The organism is Bacillus sp. D386 (assembly GCF_006346415.1).
Genome location: NZ_VEMV01000001.1, coordinates 198758 through 213177, shown reverse-complemented (window position 1 = coordinate 213177; position 14420 = coordinate 198758). Strand labels below are relative to the sequence as shown.

Below are 14420 nucleotides of genomic sequence, written 5' to 3'. Positions count from 1 at the left end.
GCTATCAGTTATTTTATTAAGATGTTACAGATAACTTTATCGCAGATGGGGGTTATTGTCAATCAACCAATCAACTTTGCAAAATGAAAATAATATAGCTAGTATCTTTCTCGAAATTCCAAAAAGTAAATTTATCGATTATTTTGGTGTTTAAATAGTTCTCGAAGTTTCTTTTATGCTCTATTATCAAACGTTTCTCCAAATCCCGCTTCGCGATCGTTAATTGTTCAGTAAAGCCGAACTTGATCAATTCCTTTTCGTCGGAACCATTATACCTTTTCGGACAATCATCAGCTGCCGCTTATTGAGCATAGTTGAATAGATTTCCACTGGTTCTTTTTGAGCAAGCTTGGTAACCTTCGCTAATTCTCGTTCGACTTTCTCTCTATTTCTATAATCACTGATGCTCGTTGCTGTTTTTGATAGCGTAATAATAAACATGCCAGTCGAAGTTTGCAAATTCCAATCATAAAAGAATTCATCAACTTTTGTTCCTAATGCTGCTTCAATATAGGAGGTGATGTCTTTGATTATGGTTTCCATGAGAAGGTCCCGGTTCTTTTGCACGTAAACTTCACCATCTTAATTAGCCAATAAGGATTTCTCCATAGGGGAAAGGAAATCGGCAAGATGCACAGCAAGAGTAGGAGACGATAACGTACAAATAACGTGGCTGGGGCCCCGTCCGAAGGTTTCTCTTAGCATTCTTCCTATATAACTGCTAATGTCTTTTTCGGCTTTTGTTATTTCCATATCATACACCTCAGGCTTTGTGACTTTCTTATCATTTATCCCTAAGTAATTTTTTTGAAACATCAGACAAAGACTTATTACAGGGGATTTTAGTCTGAATTAAAAGATTAAAGTCAACGAAAACATCTAGAAACGATTAGGACATGAGAGGGGTGATTGGTCAAACTTTGGCGCTGCGGAAATAATATTTAATATTATCAAATGTGCCGGGAAGTTTTCTTCCCGGCACATTTGTTTTATACGGCTTCATCTGCAAACTGGCTGTTATAAAGATCCGCATAGAAACCATTTTGTCTCAGCAACTCATCATGAGTACCTTGTTCAATGACGGTTCCTTTATTCATTACTAGAATTAAATCTGCATCTTTAATCGTGGATAAACGGTGAGCGATCACAAAGCTTGTACGATTTTCCATTAAGCGATTCATCGCTTTCTGAATAAAGATTTCAGTTCTTGTATCAACACTGCTTGTTGCTTCATCCAAGATTAGAATAGAAGGGTTTGCTAAAATGGCACGAGCTATTGTAAGCAATTGTTTTTGACCCTGTGATATATTGGATGCTTCTTCATTTAATTCAGTTTCATATCCTTCTGGCAATGTACGAATAAAATGATCGGCATGAGCTGCTTGGGCTGCTTCAATAATTTCTTCACGAGTGGCACCTTCACGACCATAGCCAATATTATCTGCAATGGTACCATTAAAGAGCCATGTATCCTGAAGAACCATACCGAATAATCCATGGAGATCTCCGCGTTTCATTTCTTTAATATCGACACCATCAATTTTTATGCTTCCGCCATTTAATTCATAAAAACGCATTAACAGGTTAATCATTGTTGTTTTACCTGCACCGGTCGGACCTACTATGGCTACTTTTTGCCCTGGTTTGACATCAAGATTCATATCTTCAATCAATAGCTGATCCTGCTTATATCCGAATGCAACATGATCAAAAACCACATGTCCTTTTGGATGAGAAATCATTTGTGGATTCGTTGTTTCTGCTTCCTCCTCCTCCTCATCTAGCAGTTCAAATACACGTTCTGCAGAAGCAACAGTAGATTGAATAATGTTAGCGATATTCGCCGTTTGAGTAATCGGTTGTGTGAATTGGCGTGCATATTGTATAAAAGCCTGTATATCACCAACTGTTATTCTTCCGTTTGTAACAAAAATACCGCCAACTACACATATGAGTACATATCCGATGTTTCCGATAAATTGCATGAAGGGCATAATTACACCTGAAATAAACTGTGCTTTCCAGGATGATTCGTATAATTTTTCATTTATTGCCTCAAACTCTTCCAAAGCTTTTTCCTCTTGGCCAAAGGCTTTCACGACCTCATGTCCAGTATAGATTTCTTCAACATGGCCACTTAAATTTCCAAGTGATTTTTGTTGGCCAGCAAAGTAGGTTTGAGATTTTTTGGCTACAAATACAGCGACTACTCCGCTTAAAGGTAATGTTAAAAGAAGAATTCCTGTCATAACCGGGCTGATCGACAGCATCATAATAATAACACCAATAATCGTTACTACACTGGTAATAAGCTGTGTTAAGCTTTGTTGTAAGGTAGTGCTGATATTATCAATATCATTCACAATCCGGCTTAAAGTTTCACCTGTAGTTGTTCCATCAAAATACTTTAAAGGCAGCCGAGATACCTTAGCTTCAGCTTCTTCTCTTAATGTAAATACCGTATTTTGAGCAACGCTTGCCATAATATATTGCTGGATAAAGGCGAAGATTGAGCTAAACAAATATAAGGCGCCGAGTAGGAAGAGAATTCGAATGATATACTCAAAATCGATGCCTGCGCCAGGAATACCTGACATTTTTTCCATAATGCCTTCAAATATTTTGGTTGTCGCTTTACCTAATACTTTTGGGCCGACAATGGTGAAAACCGTACTGAGGATTGCAGCCAGCAATACAGTTAAAAGGCGAAATTTATAAGGTGCTAAATAACGAATTAATCGTTTTAACGTACCCTTAAAATCTTTTGCTTTTTGTATCGGTGCTCCTGGACCACCTGGAGGACCAAATCCCGGATTTGATTGTCTTCTTGTCATTCTGCTCATGCAATCTCCTCCTCAGAAAGCTGTGACTTCACAATTTCTTGATAGGTATCACATGATTTTAGTAATTCTTCATGTGTACCAATTCCCATAACATTTCCTTCATCCAATACAATGATACGATCGGCATCCATAACCGTAGATACACGTTGGGCAACCAATAAAACCGTTCCTTCCGTGGTTTCACTTTTTAAAGCATTCCGCAGCTTAGCGTCCGTTTTGAAATCCAGTGCAGAAAAGCTGTCATCAAACATATAGATTTCCGGTTTTCGAACCAAGGCTCTCGCAATGGACAGACGTTGCTTTTGTCCTCCGGAAATATTTGTACCGCCCTGAGAAATAGGAGAGTCAAAGCCTTCCTTCATATTAGAAACAAAATCATAGGCTTGTGCGACTTTTGCAGCATGGATGACTTCCTCATCACTGGCATTCTCATTTCCGTAGAGGATATTTTCCTTTACGGTACCGGTGAATAAAACAGCTTTCTGAGGAACTAGACCAATTCGGTTACGTAAATCCACTAATTCCAGTTCCTTAATATTGATTCCATTAAGATAAATACTGCCTTCAGTCGGTTCATAAAAACGAGGAATCAGCTTTAATAATGTTGATTTCCCAGAACCAGTTCCGCCGATAATGGCTGTAACCTCACCAGGACCAGCGCTAAATGAAAGGCCTTTTAAGGCAGGTTCTTCGGCACCTGGATAGCTGAATGTAACATTCTTAAATTCCAGGTAGCCAGTTTTAGTTGGTTTAGCTTCATGTTTAATTGGCTCATCTTTAATAGTGGGCTTAATCGCCAATACTTCATTAATACGAGCTGCGGAAGCAGAAGCACGAGGAATCATGACAAACATCATGGAAAGCATAACCATGGAGAACATAATTTGCATGGCATATTGAATAAAGGCCATTAAATCACCGACCTGCATATCTCCATGATCAATCCTGATTGCACCAAACCAAACAACCGCAATGGTTGTATAGTTCATAATCAGCATCATGAGCGGCATAAGTGTAGCCATTAATTTATTCACTTTGATAGTAGTGTCTCTTAAGTCTTTGTTGGCCTTCTTAAAACGTTCCTTTTCAAAATTGATCCGATTAAAGGAACGAATGACACGGACACCAGTCAAATTTTCGCGAATGACACGGTTTACAGCATCCAATCTGCGTTGAACCAGTTTAAATAGAGGGACGCCTTTCCAGATGACAAAAAGAATAACGCCCACTAAGACCGGAATCGCAAGGATGATAACCCAGGATAGTTCGGGATCTTTTGAAAAGGCCATAATAATGCCACCAATAGCCATTAAAGGTGCCATTATCATCATTCTAAGGATCATGTTAAGGACCAATTGTACCTGTGTTATATCATTGGTTGTTCTTGTAATTAAGGAAGCAGTACCAACTTGTTCAAATTCATGAAGTGAAAAATTCTCAACATGGGAGAATACTCTGGAGCGAAGATTTTTGCCAAATGACATGGATACTTTGGCGCTGAAGTAACTTGCCGTAATAGAGCAAAGCGTACCAACTGCAGCAACCAAAAGCATAAATCCGCCAATTTTCCATATGTATGGTATGTTCTGATTAATGACACCTTTGTCGATGATGTCAGACATCAATGTGGGTAAGAATAATTCTGATAATGACTGTATAAATACCAATGCGAATATAAAAACAATCGGTAATTTATACGGTGCTAAATAGCGAAACAATTTCCTCAAAAATTAACAACTCCTTAATACTGATTTTCATTAAAAAACTCATACACTTTGGTTAATAATCGGGTGAGTTCCTTACTATCATCTAATCCGATATATTCCTCTAGAAGGGTAAAAGTTTGATGTAATTTAGCAAGTGCTGCATCTGCTACAGAATCTCCCTCACATGTTAATGTAACCAGTACCACCCTGCGATCATTTTTATCAATTCTGCGGGTAATTAGGTTATGCTGTTCCAGCTTATTTAAAATGGGGGTAACAGATGGCATTTTAACATTTAACTGCTTGCTGATCTCGGATACCTTAATCTCGGTAATATGTTGAGTTTTTTCTTTGATACATGTCAAAACTCTTATTTCACTTGGTTTATATCCTTTTATTGTTTTCTTTTCCCAATCCAATTTGTCAAACTGTGTAAAAGCCCTGATCAATTTTTCAACTGATCGGTCTTTGTTAACTGTCATACCTCCACCTCTAAAACAAAGTCTTCCTAATAGTTAAGTAACCAAATTAAAAGCAAATAAAATTATATTTATATAATATATACAAGTCAATATAGCTATACAGTTTCAGAAAGTGTAAAATATGACAAATTAAATACGATGGTTTTGTAGGTCTGTTAAATAAAAGAAATAGGAAATGAAAAAATGTATAATGTATAAAACATATTAAATTCAGCTTAAAATCCCAATGTTTTACATAATTAGGATTGTCTTTATATCAGTTCTTCGGTAACGTTATATATAGAAGCTAAACTCAGGAGGAAGAAAGTTTATGAAAGAAAGAAAACAGAAGGGGAGTTATAAACGCTTTTTTCGGTTATTGCATGCAACGAACCCTTCATATGGAAGACTTGGTTTTGCACTCGGTCTGAGTATTATTACTACCCTTATTGGGTTGCTCATTCCATTGTTAACAAAGGAATTGGTAGACGGCTTCAGTATGTCTTCATTATCTAAAAGTCAGATTCTCATAATTGTATTGGTGTTTATTGCTCAAGCTGGTTTAAGTGCATACGCGACCTATGCACTTGGATATAATGGTCAAAAAATCATTGCAGGCTTGAGGGATTTATTATGGAAAAAGTTGATTAAGCTGCCTGTATCGTACTCTGACAAATATGGTTCAGGGGAAATGATTAGCAGATTAACAAATGACACAATGGTCGTCAAAGAATTGATAACTACCCATTTAGTTGGGGCTATTACTGGAATGATTTCAGTTATTGGGTCTATAACGATATTATTTATCATGAACTGGAAATTAACCCTGTTAATATTTATTGTTTTCCCAATAGCAGCCATGATTTTAATACCAATTGGCCGAATTATGCTTAATATCTCGAAGGAGACCCAAGCTGAAACTGGTAGATTTACAGGGGTATTAAATCAGGTCCTACCTGAAATCCGCTTAGTCAAGGCATCCAATGCAGAAGAAATTGAATATAATAGGGGAATGTCAGGTGTAAACCGGTTGTTCGCTCTTGGTTTAAAAGAAGCGAAGACCCAGTCTCTTGTTTCACCAATTATCACATTAGTGCTAATGGCTGCTCTAGTAGGAATTATTGGGTATGGCGGTATGCAGGTAGCGAGCGGAATTATTACAGCAGGTTCGCTTGTAGCTTTTATTCTTTACATTTTTCAAATTATTATGCCTATGGGGCAAATTACGACATTTTTTACTCAATTGCAGCGTTCGATGGGAGCAACCATGAGAATAATTGAAATCCTGAATGAAAAAGAAGAGGATTTACTCAAAGGGAAAGAACTAGTAAAAGCAAATGTCGATATCGTTCTCGATGATTTATCATTTGGATATGCAGAGGAGTCTTTAATTCTTCGTCATTTAAATGCAAAGATTGAAGCGGGAAAAGTAACAGCGATTGTTGGACCAAGCGGTGGAGGGAAGACGACTCTGTTTAAATTGCTTGAACGCTTTTACGAACCAAGTGAGGGATCAATCAGGATAGGTGAAATTCCTATCGGTGAATACAATTTGCAATCGTGGCGGAAGCATATTGGGTATGTATCTCAAGAAAGCCCGCTGTTGGCAGGTACGATCCAGGATAATATATGTTATGGTTTGGAAAGGGAAGTCACCTCCGCTGAACTGGAGCAAGCAGCTGAAATGGCTCATGCACTTGAATTCATTCAGCAGCTTCCAGAAGGATTCCAAACGGATGTAGGGGAGAGGGGATTGAAGCTGTCAGGAGGACAGCGCCAACGAATTGCGATAGCAAGAGCGTTATTGAGAAATCCAAGTATTCTAATGCTAGACGAGGCCACATCAAGTTTAGACAGCCAGTCTGAACAAATCGTGCAGGCTGCATTAAATAAACTAATGGTAGGGAGGACGACAATCGTTATTGCCCATCGATTATCAACCGTCGTCAATGCCGATCAGTTGTTATTTATTGAAAAAGGTGAAATTACAGGTAGAGGAACACATGAAGAATTAATGCAAACTCACAAGCTCTACCATGAATTCGCAACACAGCAATTAAAAATTAATGAGAATTTAAAAGAGAAGGCATAAATTGCACAAAGCATAACAATTTTTTTTGATATTTAAGAATGAACAACTAGCTAAACGAAACCAAAACTCGCTTAGAAATATTTTACTAAGCGCGTTTTGGTTTTTTTAAAAGCAATTTTACTATTATTTAAGGGTTATAAACCTGTAAATAGAATCAAAACGCCCAATTCCCATTTCGGAATATGGCCTCACGTGTACCATCAGGCAATTCTCCATCAATGTCCATATCAGCTGAACCAATCATAAAGTCCTCATGCACTTGGCTGATATTTACCCCATACTTATGCAATTGTTCGATATTCATTTCTTCTCCACCTTCGAGGCAAAATGGATATCCAGCTCCAATGGCGAGGTGGTTAGAAGCATTTTCATCAAATAACGTATTATAGAATAAGATATTTGATTCAGAGATCGGTGAATGGTGAGGTACCAGCGCAATTTCACCCAGGTATTTAGCTCCTTCATCAACATTGATAAGATGATTTAAAATTTTATTTCCTTTTTTTGCCACGGCATTTACGATTCTTCCTTCTTCAAATGTTAACGTAAATTCATCAATTACATTGCCGCCATAAGCTAACGGTTTTGTGCTTGAAACCGTGCCATTTACTCCATTTTTTAAAGGAATCGTAAATACTTCTTCAGTAGGCATATTGGCTACGAATTCTTTGCCGGTTGAGTCTTTAGCTCCTGCTGCGCACCACTTATGTTTCTCGGAAAGTTCAATTCTTAAATCCGTACCAGGTGCTTTATAGTGTATGTATTTATATTTTTTGTTATTTAAATAATCAGCTTTACTGATTAATGTATCAAGATGCTCCTCCCATGCTTGGATAACATTTTCCTGATCAACACGGACTGAAGAAAAGATGGCATCCCAAAGTAAATCTAAGCTGTTTTCTTGTCCAGGGAATATTTTTTTGGACCAACCCTCACCTGCAGCAGCAACGACTGTCCAACTGATCTTATTGGACTGCATTGCTTCGCGTAAATTATTGAGAGCCTTACCTGCAGCCTTTTGAAAATTAGCGATCCGATTTGAGTCGATCCCATTCAGTAAGTCCGGATCTTGAGAGACAATCGTTATAAAAGTTGCACCTCTTTCAACCATTTCGTTTCTGGAGGCAGCCATCCATGAAGGAAATTCAGTAAATGCCTCGTCAGGTGCCAGCAAATATTTCGTTCGGTTAATTTCTTCATCACTCCATTCCACAAAAACCTGCTTTGCACCTGCTTCATAGGCTTTTTTAACAAGTTTACGTGTAAATGGTGCAGTTTCAATAGTGGATATGATGAATACAATTTGATCCTTTTGTACATTAGCAGCTTTCTTAACAGTCAAGTCAGCATAACGATCTAATTTTTCTTCAAAATTATTCATGGATTAATCCTCCCCATACAATATTATTTACTATAAAAGTATATCATCTAGATATCAGAAAATATCAAAAATTTATTTGGATAAAAATATAGAGCTGGATCTATAAGAAATCCAGCTCTATATAGCATTTTTATTAATGTCCTCCTAAGAAGACCAATTGAATAAGGAATAGTACACCAAAGATGTAAACAAGAGGTGGAACTTCTTTCGCTTTGCCACCAACTAATTTCAAGATTGGATAAATAATAAATCCAAATGCGATTCCAGTAGAGATACTTGAAGTTAAAGGCATCGCAAGGATAATAACAAATGCTGTAAAAGCTTCATCAAACTCAGACCATCTAATCTTTGATATACCTTCCATCATAAAGCACCCAACAATAATTAAAACAGGAGCTGTAATGGAAGCTAAGTTTGAGATGGCTCCAATAAATGGTGAGAAGAATAATGCTAAGCTGAACAATATAGCAACAACTACTGCTGTTAAACCAGTACGACCACCGGCAGCAACACCTGTACTTGATTCTACATATGCTGTTGAAGGACTTGTACCAAAAGCAGCACCAACAGTAGTAGCGATAGAATCACCAAGGAAAGCTTGCTTTGCCCTAGGAAACTTACCGTCTTTTAATAATCCGGCCTGTTCGGATACAGCCACCATTGTACCTGTTGTGTCAAAAATCGTTACGAGTAGGAATGAAAATACAACGGCGTATAAGCTGTTAGTGAATACACCACCGAGATCTAAATCAAAAAATGCTATTCCTTCTGGAAGTGAAGGGAGTAATTGCTTGGCTGTAATGTCCAGCATGCCTGTAAAATAGCCAATAATTGCTGTAATAATCATTCCAATAAACAAAGCACCAGGTACTTTTCTTACCATAAGAATAAGGGTAATGAATAAACCGGCAATTGTTAATAATGGAACAGGAGCAGTTAAATCACCTAAACCAACAAGATTGCTTTCGTTTGCGACAAAGATTTGTGCTTGTTTAAAACCAAGAAACGCTATGAATAAACCAATACCGGATGTAATTCCATATTTAATAGAAAGAGGGATGGAATTAATGATCTTTTCACGTAAATTACTAAAACTTAATAACATAAATAAAAGTCCGGCGATAAATACTGCGCCTAAAACCACTTGATAGCTAAGTCCTTGTGTCGCAACAACACTCGTAAAGTAAGCGTTTATTCCCATACCTGGCGCAACGGCGATTGGGTATTTTGCATACAAGCCCATAATTAAAGTACCAATTACTGCCGAGATAATGGTAGCAATAAATACCTGATTAAAGGGAATTCCTGAAGCGGAAAGGATTGCCGGGTTAACTATTACAATGTACACCATTGTAAAGAAAGTAGTTATACCAGCTAAAACTTCCGTTTTAACAGTAGACCCGTTTTGGCTAATTGAGAAAAATTTGTCTAACAATTCGTATACCTCCATCTATTCACCTTTAAAAAAGCGAACGTTTTTGACGACATTTAATATAATATTCGCTTTTAGGTTATTTTTCAACCACAAATTAATAATTATATTAATTATTTGCAATAACTACTTATAATATGAGGATTAAAGAGAGGCTTTATCCTAGTTATGAGGTTGATATTTAAAACATTATCATACTAAAACTGATTGTTAGTATTAGAAGTCATTATGAATAGTGCTTCAACATTTCAGGACTTTGATTTGTAAATGGTTGATGTTACTTTTGTGACTTCTGTATAGGTTGAAATACAAAGTAGACTGTGACCAAAAAACAAAAAGAAATTTATGTGAATAAATTAAAAATATACAAAAATTAGTAGATGAAAATATTTACATTTTTCATATCGGGAGTATTATTATCAAAGTTTCTAATTTCTAAATCGCTTAAGCATAATTGCGCGGGGGACCCATTGTGTTCTGGGGTGAATCCATTATGGTAGGGCTACTCAGTAGGCACGAATCCGACAGCTAACTCCTCAGCGTTTTATGAGAAGGAAGGTGGAACTTGTGAGACGAAACTAATATAACGTCTGCAGGTCTATTTATTGATGGCTTGCAGGCGTTTTTTGTTGATCAAGCTATTAATTTATTAATTTCTTAATAATAAAAGCGGGTGAGCAGAGTGGTTTCATCAATAAAACGTATACTCATTGGTCGTACTTTAAAGTCAATATAAACACAGAGTGATTTCCGCTATTAATGGAATCACTCTTTTTTTGCTTAAACTACACATCCCTTTAGATTTAATAGTTATATGAAATAATGATGGCATTTTTATGCATAAAAATACAAGTAAGTATTTACCTCAAAAAATTATGGTGATATAATTTATTTACTTTTTTAAAGAGGGTGATTCCCATTAGAATGTTAATTTTAGAAGATGAGCCTGTTGCGAGAAAAGTACTAAGGAAAAGGCTTGAATTACAAGGATATACAGTAGATGATTTTGACGATCCAGAGGATGCAATTATAGCTTGTGATAAAGTGAAATACGATTTATTAATTTTTGATATTACCATTCATGGTGCAATTATTGATGGTTTGGAAGCTGCTTCTATTATAAGGAAAAAACATAATATTCCCTTTGTCCTCGTTACCGGAGCAGATTCGTCAGATGCAAGATTGCGAGGATTACAGGAAGGTGCGCTTTTGTATTTTACAAAGCCTTTCAGCTACAAAGAACTTGTCCTTAACATAAAAAATATTATGGAAAGTACAGCAGTAAAAAATAATTCGTATTATATACATAGAGGATTAAAAATTGAGCCTCTTCGTGGTACGATTACGAAAGAAGATGGCAGTGTTGAAACGCTATCGAAAATTCCAATGCAGGTGTATACGTATTTATTAGAACATAAAAATCAAGTTGTCAGTAAACAAGAATTATGGGAAAAAATATGGACTGAGCATGGGGATATGAGTGATGACATTATTAATACAACGATAAATCGGATTAGACGAAAGATAGGTAAGAATAGCATTAATACGATTAAAAATGTTGGATATGAAATCAATGACTAAAAATTGGCTTACTGTTAAACGGTTTACCATTTTATCCAATATTCTCATGTTCTTGATATTTACAGGCATAGTCTTACTGCAAAATATTAATCGGGTAAACGATTATGCAAAACATCGAATCAATGAAGTATTGCCGAACTTCTATTTGGTTGAAACTCATTTAGCTGAATACGGTTTACAGGAAGACTTTCTAAATGATAAATTCGGTAAGCTACCTGGTGCTTATGAGTATATGATGATTTTGGATAATGACTCAAGTTATCAAAATATTGCTTATAACCAAACATCAAAGAATATCAATATTTATGAAGGAAAAGATAAAAAATATTTACCAATAATTAAGTGGTTATTAGGTCAGAGTCGAGAAGACATCTATGTAAAAGATGGTTTAAGTGATAAAAAAATTAAGGTTGAGTTTTATGAAGTTAATGGATCTGTAATAGCTGAAATTGAGCATGCCATTCATACGGAAGCATTCAATGGTCAGTTATATACGAAAATAAATCTCTCGGTTCTGCTTATTGAAGATTTTAAAGAAATACTCATCACGAATGGTTATTTATATTTGATTATATTCATTTTTTTCTTTTTGTTTCAGGCCTTATTATTTGAAACTATTTTTAAACCTTTATCGAAGATGACCAATCATTATAAGCTGAAAAACAAGTTTAATATTACACCCCATTTTATGAATGACTATATGTTAAGGGAAATGGAAGAGTTAAACAATGTTACCAATAGTAGTGTTGAAAAAATGCTCGCTGTAACCGACGAGACGCATGCTTTCCTAGAAGAGATTGTCCATGAGGTTCGGAATCCTGCTCATAATATTAAGAATACCATTGAATATTTGGAGGACCTGATTGATAACGAAACTCATCCTGAGATTAAAGAAGGATTGTTTCATATTAAAAACCAATCTAGTAATATAGATTCGTTATTAACAGGTATTAAATTATCGCATGAACTTTATTATTTAGGAGGAAATCCTCCCGATAGCTGGATAGAACCAAAAGGTTGTATTGAACCATTAATGGCTGCCTATATGAGGAATTACCCCTCCTACACATTTATTTTTAATGATAATGTAAGTAAAACCACCAAAATCTGGATTGATGAGTATTCATTTGAATTAGTCATGCAGAATTTATTGAGCAATGCAGTGAAATATTCTACAAAGGAATCAACCATTTTTGTGGGAATTAGAGAGAATAAGCTTGATAATACTATTAATATTGACGTAACCAACACTGGCTCATCTATCCATTATTCTAATATCAATAAGATCTTTGATAAGTATGTACGTCTAAGTATGGCTAAGCAGATAACGTCTGGATCGGGTATTGGGTTATGGATTGTTAAAAGGGTTTCTGAAATTTATGATGTGAATATTGATGTAAATAGTACAAATCAATCAGCAACCTTTTCGCTGAAGTTCAAGCATATTAAACAGGAAAATATTGAAGAATAGCGCAGGGAAGAGTGGGGCAACAATTTAATGCATGCCTCACTCTTTTTTACATTACTGAATATTTCTTGGAGAATACGTTTTATTACTTGAAGTTTTAGCTGCTTTAGAGCATTTATCATAGCGGTTAAAATAGAATGAGAATGCTATTATGCTGAATGAAAATCGAATTAATAGAAAAAAGCGGAATATCCAAAATCGGACATTCCGCTTTTTTTCCTTAATGGTGATTTTAATTTGATTTTGTTTCCTCTAGCTTTGTTAATTTATTGCGCATCTCTAAAGAATCCTTTTTTCCATGCATAAAATAATAGACTACGATTAATGCCAATACGAGAATCGACATGATTAGATAGAGATTTCGATAGCCTGTGAAAGGAATAATCATTCCAAGTACATATGGGCCAATTCCGAAGCCTACATCCAAAAAGATAAAAAAGGTTGCTGTTGCTAAACCGATTCGGTGAGGAGGAGTCACTTTTACGGCAATAGCCTGAGTTGTAGATTGGATATTCCCAAAACCGAGTCCAATAATTGCGCCGGCTAAAAGCAAAATAAATCCGTTATTAGCATAGCTTAATAGAAGAAGTCCAAGGGCAAATACAAGTAAGCAGGGATACATAATAATATTAGATCCTTTTAAGTCTAACAAGCGGCCAGTAAAAGGTCTTGACACTAAAACCGCTGCTGCATAAACGACAAAAAAGAAACTTGCTGCTTCAACTAATTGAATCTCTTCTGAATAGAAAGTAATAAATGATAAGACGCTTGAATAGCATAGGGCTCCCAGCATCATAACGATAGCAATGGGGATAGCCTTTGGTTCAATAAAACTGGAAAGCTTAACTCTATTGTTTTCTGATTCAACAGAAGTGTGAGATTGTTCATTTTGTATTTTTAATAGAAAGGCAGTTAAAAAGCTAACAGCTCCCAATGCTATACAAAAGCTGAAAATGACTTCAAATGTTGTATGCTGTTTTAAATAAATACCTAAAAAAGGACCAATCGCAGTAGCAAGAGTGGCACTAAGGCTAAAATATCCAACGCCTTCACCACGTCGTTCTGCTGGTATGATTTGCGCTACAATGGTACCGGTAGCCGTACTTGCAATTCCTAATCCGATTCCATGTAATAAGCGGTTAACCATCAAAAAAGACAAGCTATTAATCCCAAAATATAAAATAGTTGTTAATGTAAAAACGATAAGTCCGAATAATAATATTCTTTTTCTGCCGTATTTATCGATAATTCTACCTGTCAGAAGTCGGCCAATAAGTGCTCCAATAATAAAAATTCCGGTAACCAGTCCTGCTTCACTCGTTGAAGCACTAAATTGTTCAACAGCATAGACCGAAATTGACACCATTAATAAATAAAAAACAAGTGTTAATAAAAAATTAATGGTGGATACAATGATAAAATCTTTTGTCCATAATTTTGCTCGTTCCGTTTGCAT

9 protein-coding genes, 1 pseudogene and 1 riboswitch are annotated in these 14420 nt (G+C 35.9%); of the genes and pseudogenes, 3 read left to right on the top strand and 7 right to left on the bottom strand.

Features of this window, described 5'->3' with window-relative positions; translation table 11 throughout:
* Positions 1 to 246: 246 nt before the first annotated feature.
* From FHY45_RS01015 to FHY45_RS00995, 4 genes and pseudogenes are all read right to left on the bottom strand, one after another.
* Positions 247 to 705: pseudogene (locus FHY45_RS01015) on the bottom strand (Na-translocating system protein MpsC family protein).
* A 284-nt stretch (positions 706 to 989) separates the two neighbouring features.
* On the bottom strand, positions 990 to 2843 hold the full coding sequence (locus FHY45_RS01005) for an ABC transporter ATP-binding protein (protein WP_139891187.1): 1854 nt from the start codon (positions 2841 to 2843) through the stop codon (positions 990 to 992).
* Positions 2840 to 4570 carry an ABC transporter ATP-binding protein gene (locus FHY45_RS01000; RefSeq protein WP_139891186.1) on the bottom strand — a complete coding sequence of 577 codons (1731 nt, stop codon included), beginning with the start codon at positions 4568 to 4570 and terminating at the stop codon, positions 2840 to 2842. Before FHY45_RS01000 ends, FHY45_RS01005 begins: the two co-directional genes overlap by 4 nt.
* A 14-nt stretch (positions 4571 to 4584) precedes the next feature.
* Positions 4585 to 5031 carry a MarR family winged helix-turn-helix transcriptional regulator gene (locus FHY45_RS00995; protein ID WP_066100083.1) on the bottom strand — a complete coding sequence of 149 codons (447 nt, stop codon included), beginning with the start codon at positions 5029 to 5031 and terminating at the stop codon, positions 4585 to 4587.
* Between the two features lie 310 nt (positions 5032 to 5341).
* Here FHY45_RS00995 and FHY45_RS00990 point away from each other — a divergent pair, with 310 nt between their 5' ends.
* On the top strand, positions 5342 to 7102 hold the full coding sequence (locus tag FHY45_RS00990; RefSeq protein WP_139891185.1) for an ABC transporter ATP-binding protein: 1761 nt from the start codon (positions 5342 to 5344) through the stop codon (positions 7100 to 7102).
* A 154-nt stretch (positions 7103 to 7256) separates the two neighbouring features.
* Here the strand turns inward: FHY45_RS00990 and FHY45_RS00985 are convergent, their stop codons facing one another.
* Positions 7257 to 8483: an aminopeptidase gene (locus FHY45_RS00985; protein ID WP_066100078.1), complete on the bottom strand. Its 1227-nt coding sequence runs from the start codon at positions 8481 to 8483 to the stop codon at positions 7257 to 7259.
* A gap of 133 nt (positions 8484 to 8616) precedes the next feature.
* A complete protein-coding gene (locus FHY45_RS00980; protein ID WP_066100075.1) occupies positions 8617 to 9918 on the bottom strand; it encodes an NCS2 family permease in 1302 nt (433 codons plus the stop codon).
* Positions 9919 to 10346: 428 nt separating this feature from the next.
* A riboswitch (cyclic di-AMP (ydaO/yuaA leader) is annotated at positions 10347 to 10473 on the top strand.
* Between the two features lie 366 nt (positions 10474 to 10839).
* Between FHY45_RS00980 and FHY45_RS00975 the strand changes: the two genes are divergently transcribed.
* The gene (locus FHY45_RS00975; RefSeq protein ID WP_066100072.1) at positions 10840 to 11496 is read left to right on the top strand and encodes a response regulator transcription factor; all 657 of its coding nucleotides are present in this window, start codon (positions 10840 to 10842) and stop codon (positions 11494 to 11496) included.
* Positions 11489 to 12967, top strand: coding sequence for a sensor histidine kinase (locus FHY45_RS00970; RefSeq protein WP_180349908.1), 1479 nt, complete (start codon positions 11489 to 11491; stop codon positions 12965 to 12967). Before FHY45_RS00975 ends, FHY45_RS00970 begins: the two co-directional genes overlap by 8 nt.
* Before the next feature lie 229 nt (positions 12968 to 13196).
* Here FHY45_RS00970 and FHY45_RS00965 read toward each other — a convergent pair whose 3' ends face one another.
* Complete coding sequence (locus FHY45_RS00965) at positions 13197 to 14420, bottom strand: MFS transporter (RefSeq protein WP_066100066.1); 1224 nt, start codon at positions 14418 to 14420, stop codon at positions 13197 to 13199.

Coding starts and splice junctions, on each gene's coding strand:
- FHY45_RS01005 (WP_139891187.1), bottom strand. CDS start 2,843: ATGAGCAGAATGACAAGAAGACAATCAAATCCGGGATTTGGTCCTCCA.
- FHY45_RS00965 (WP_066100066.1), bottom strand. CDS start 14,420: ATGCAAACGGAACGAGCAAAATTATGGACAAAAGATTTTATCATTGTA.
- FHY45_RS00995 (WP_066100083.1), bottom strand. CDS start 5,031: ATGACAGTTAACAAAGACCGATCAGTTGAAAAATTGATCAGGGCTTTT.
- FHY45_RS00990 (WP_139891185.1), top strand. CDS start 5,342: ATGAAAGAAAGAAAACAGAAGGGGAGTTATAAACGCTTTTTTCGGTTA.
- FHY45_RS00985 (WP_066100078.1), bottom strand. CDS start 8,483: ATGAATAATTTTGAAGAAAAATTAGATCGTTATGCTGACTTGACTGTT.
- FHY45_RS00975 (WP_066100072.1), top strand. CDS start 10,840: ATGTTAATTTTAGAAGATGAGCCTGTTGCGAGAAAAGTACTAAGGAAA.
- FHY45_RS00970 (WP_180349908.1), top strand. CDS start 11,489: ATGACTAAAAATTGGCTTACTGTTAAACGGTTTACCATTTTATCCAAT.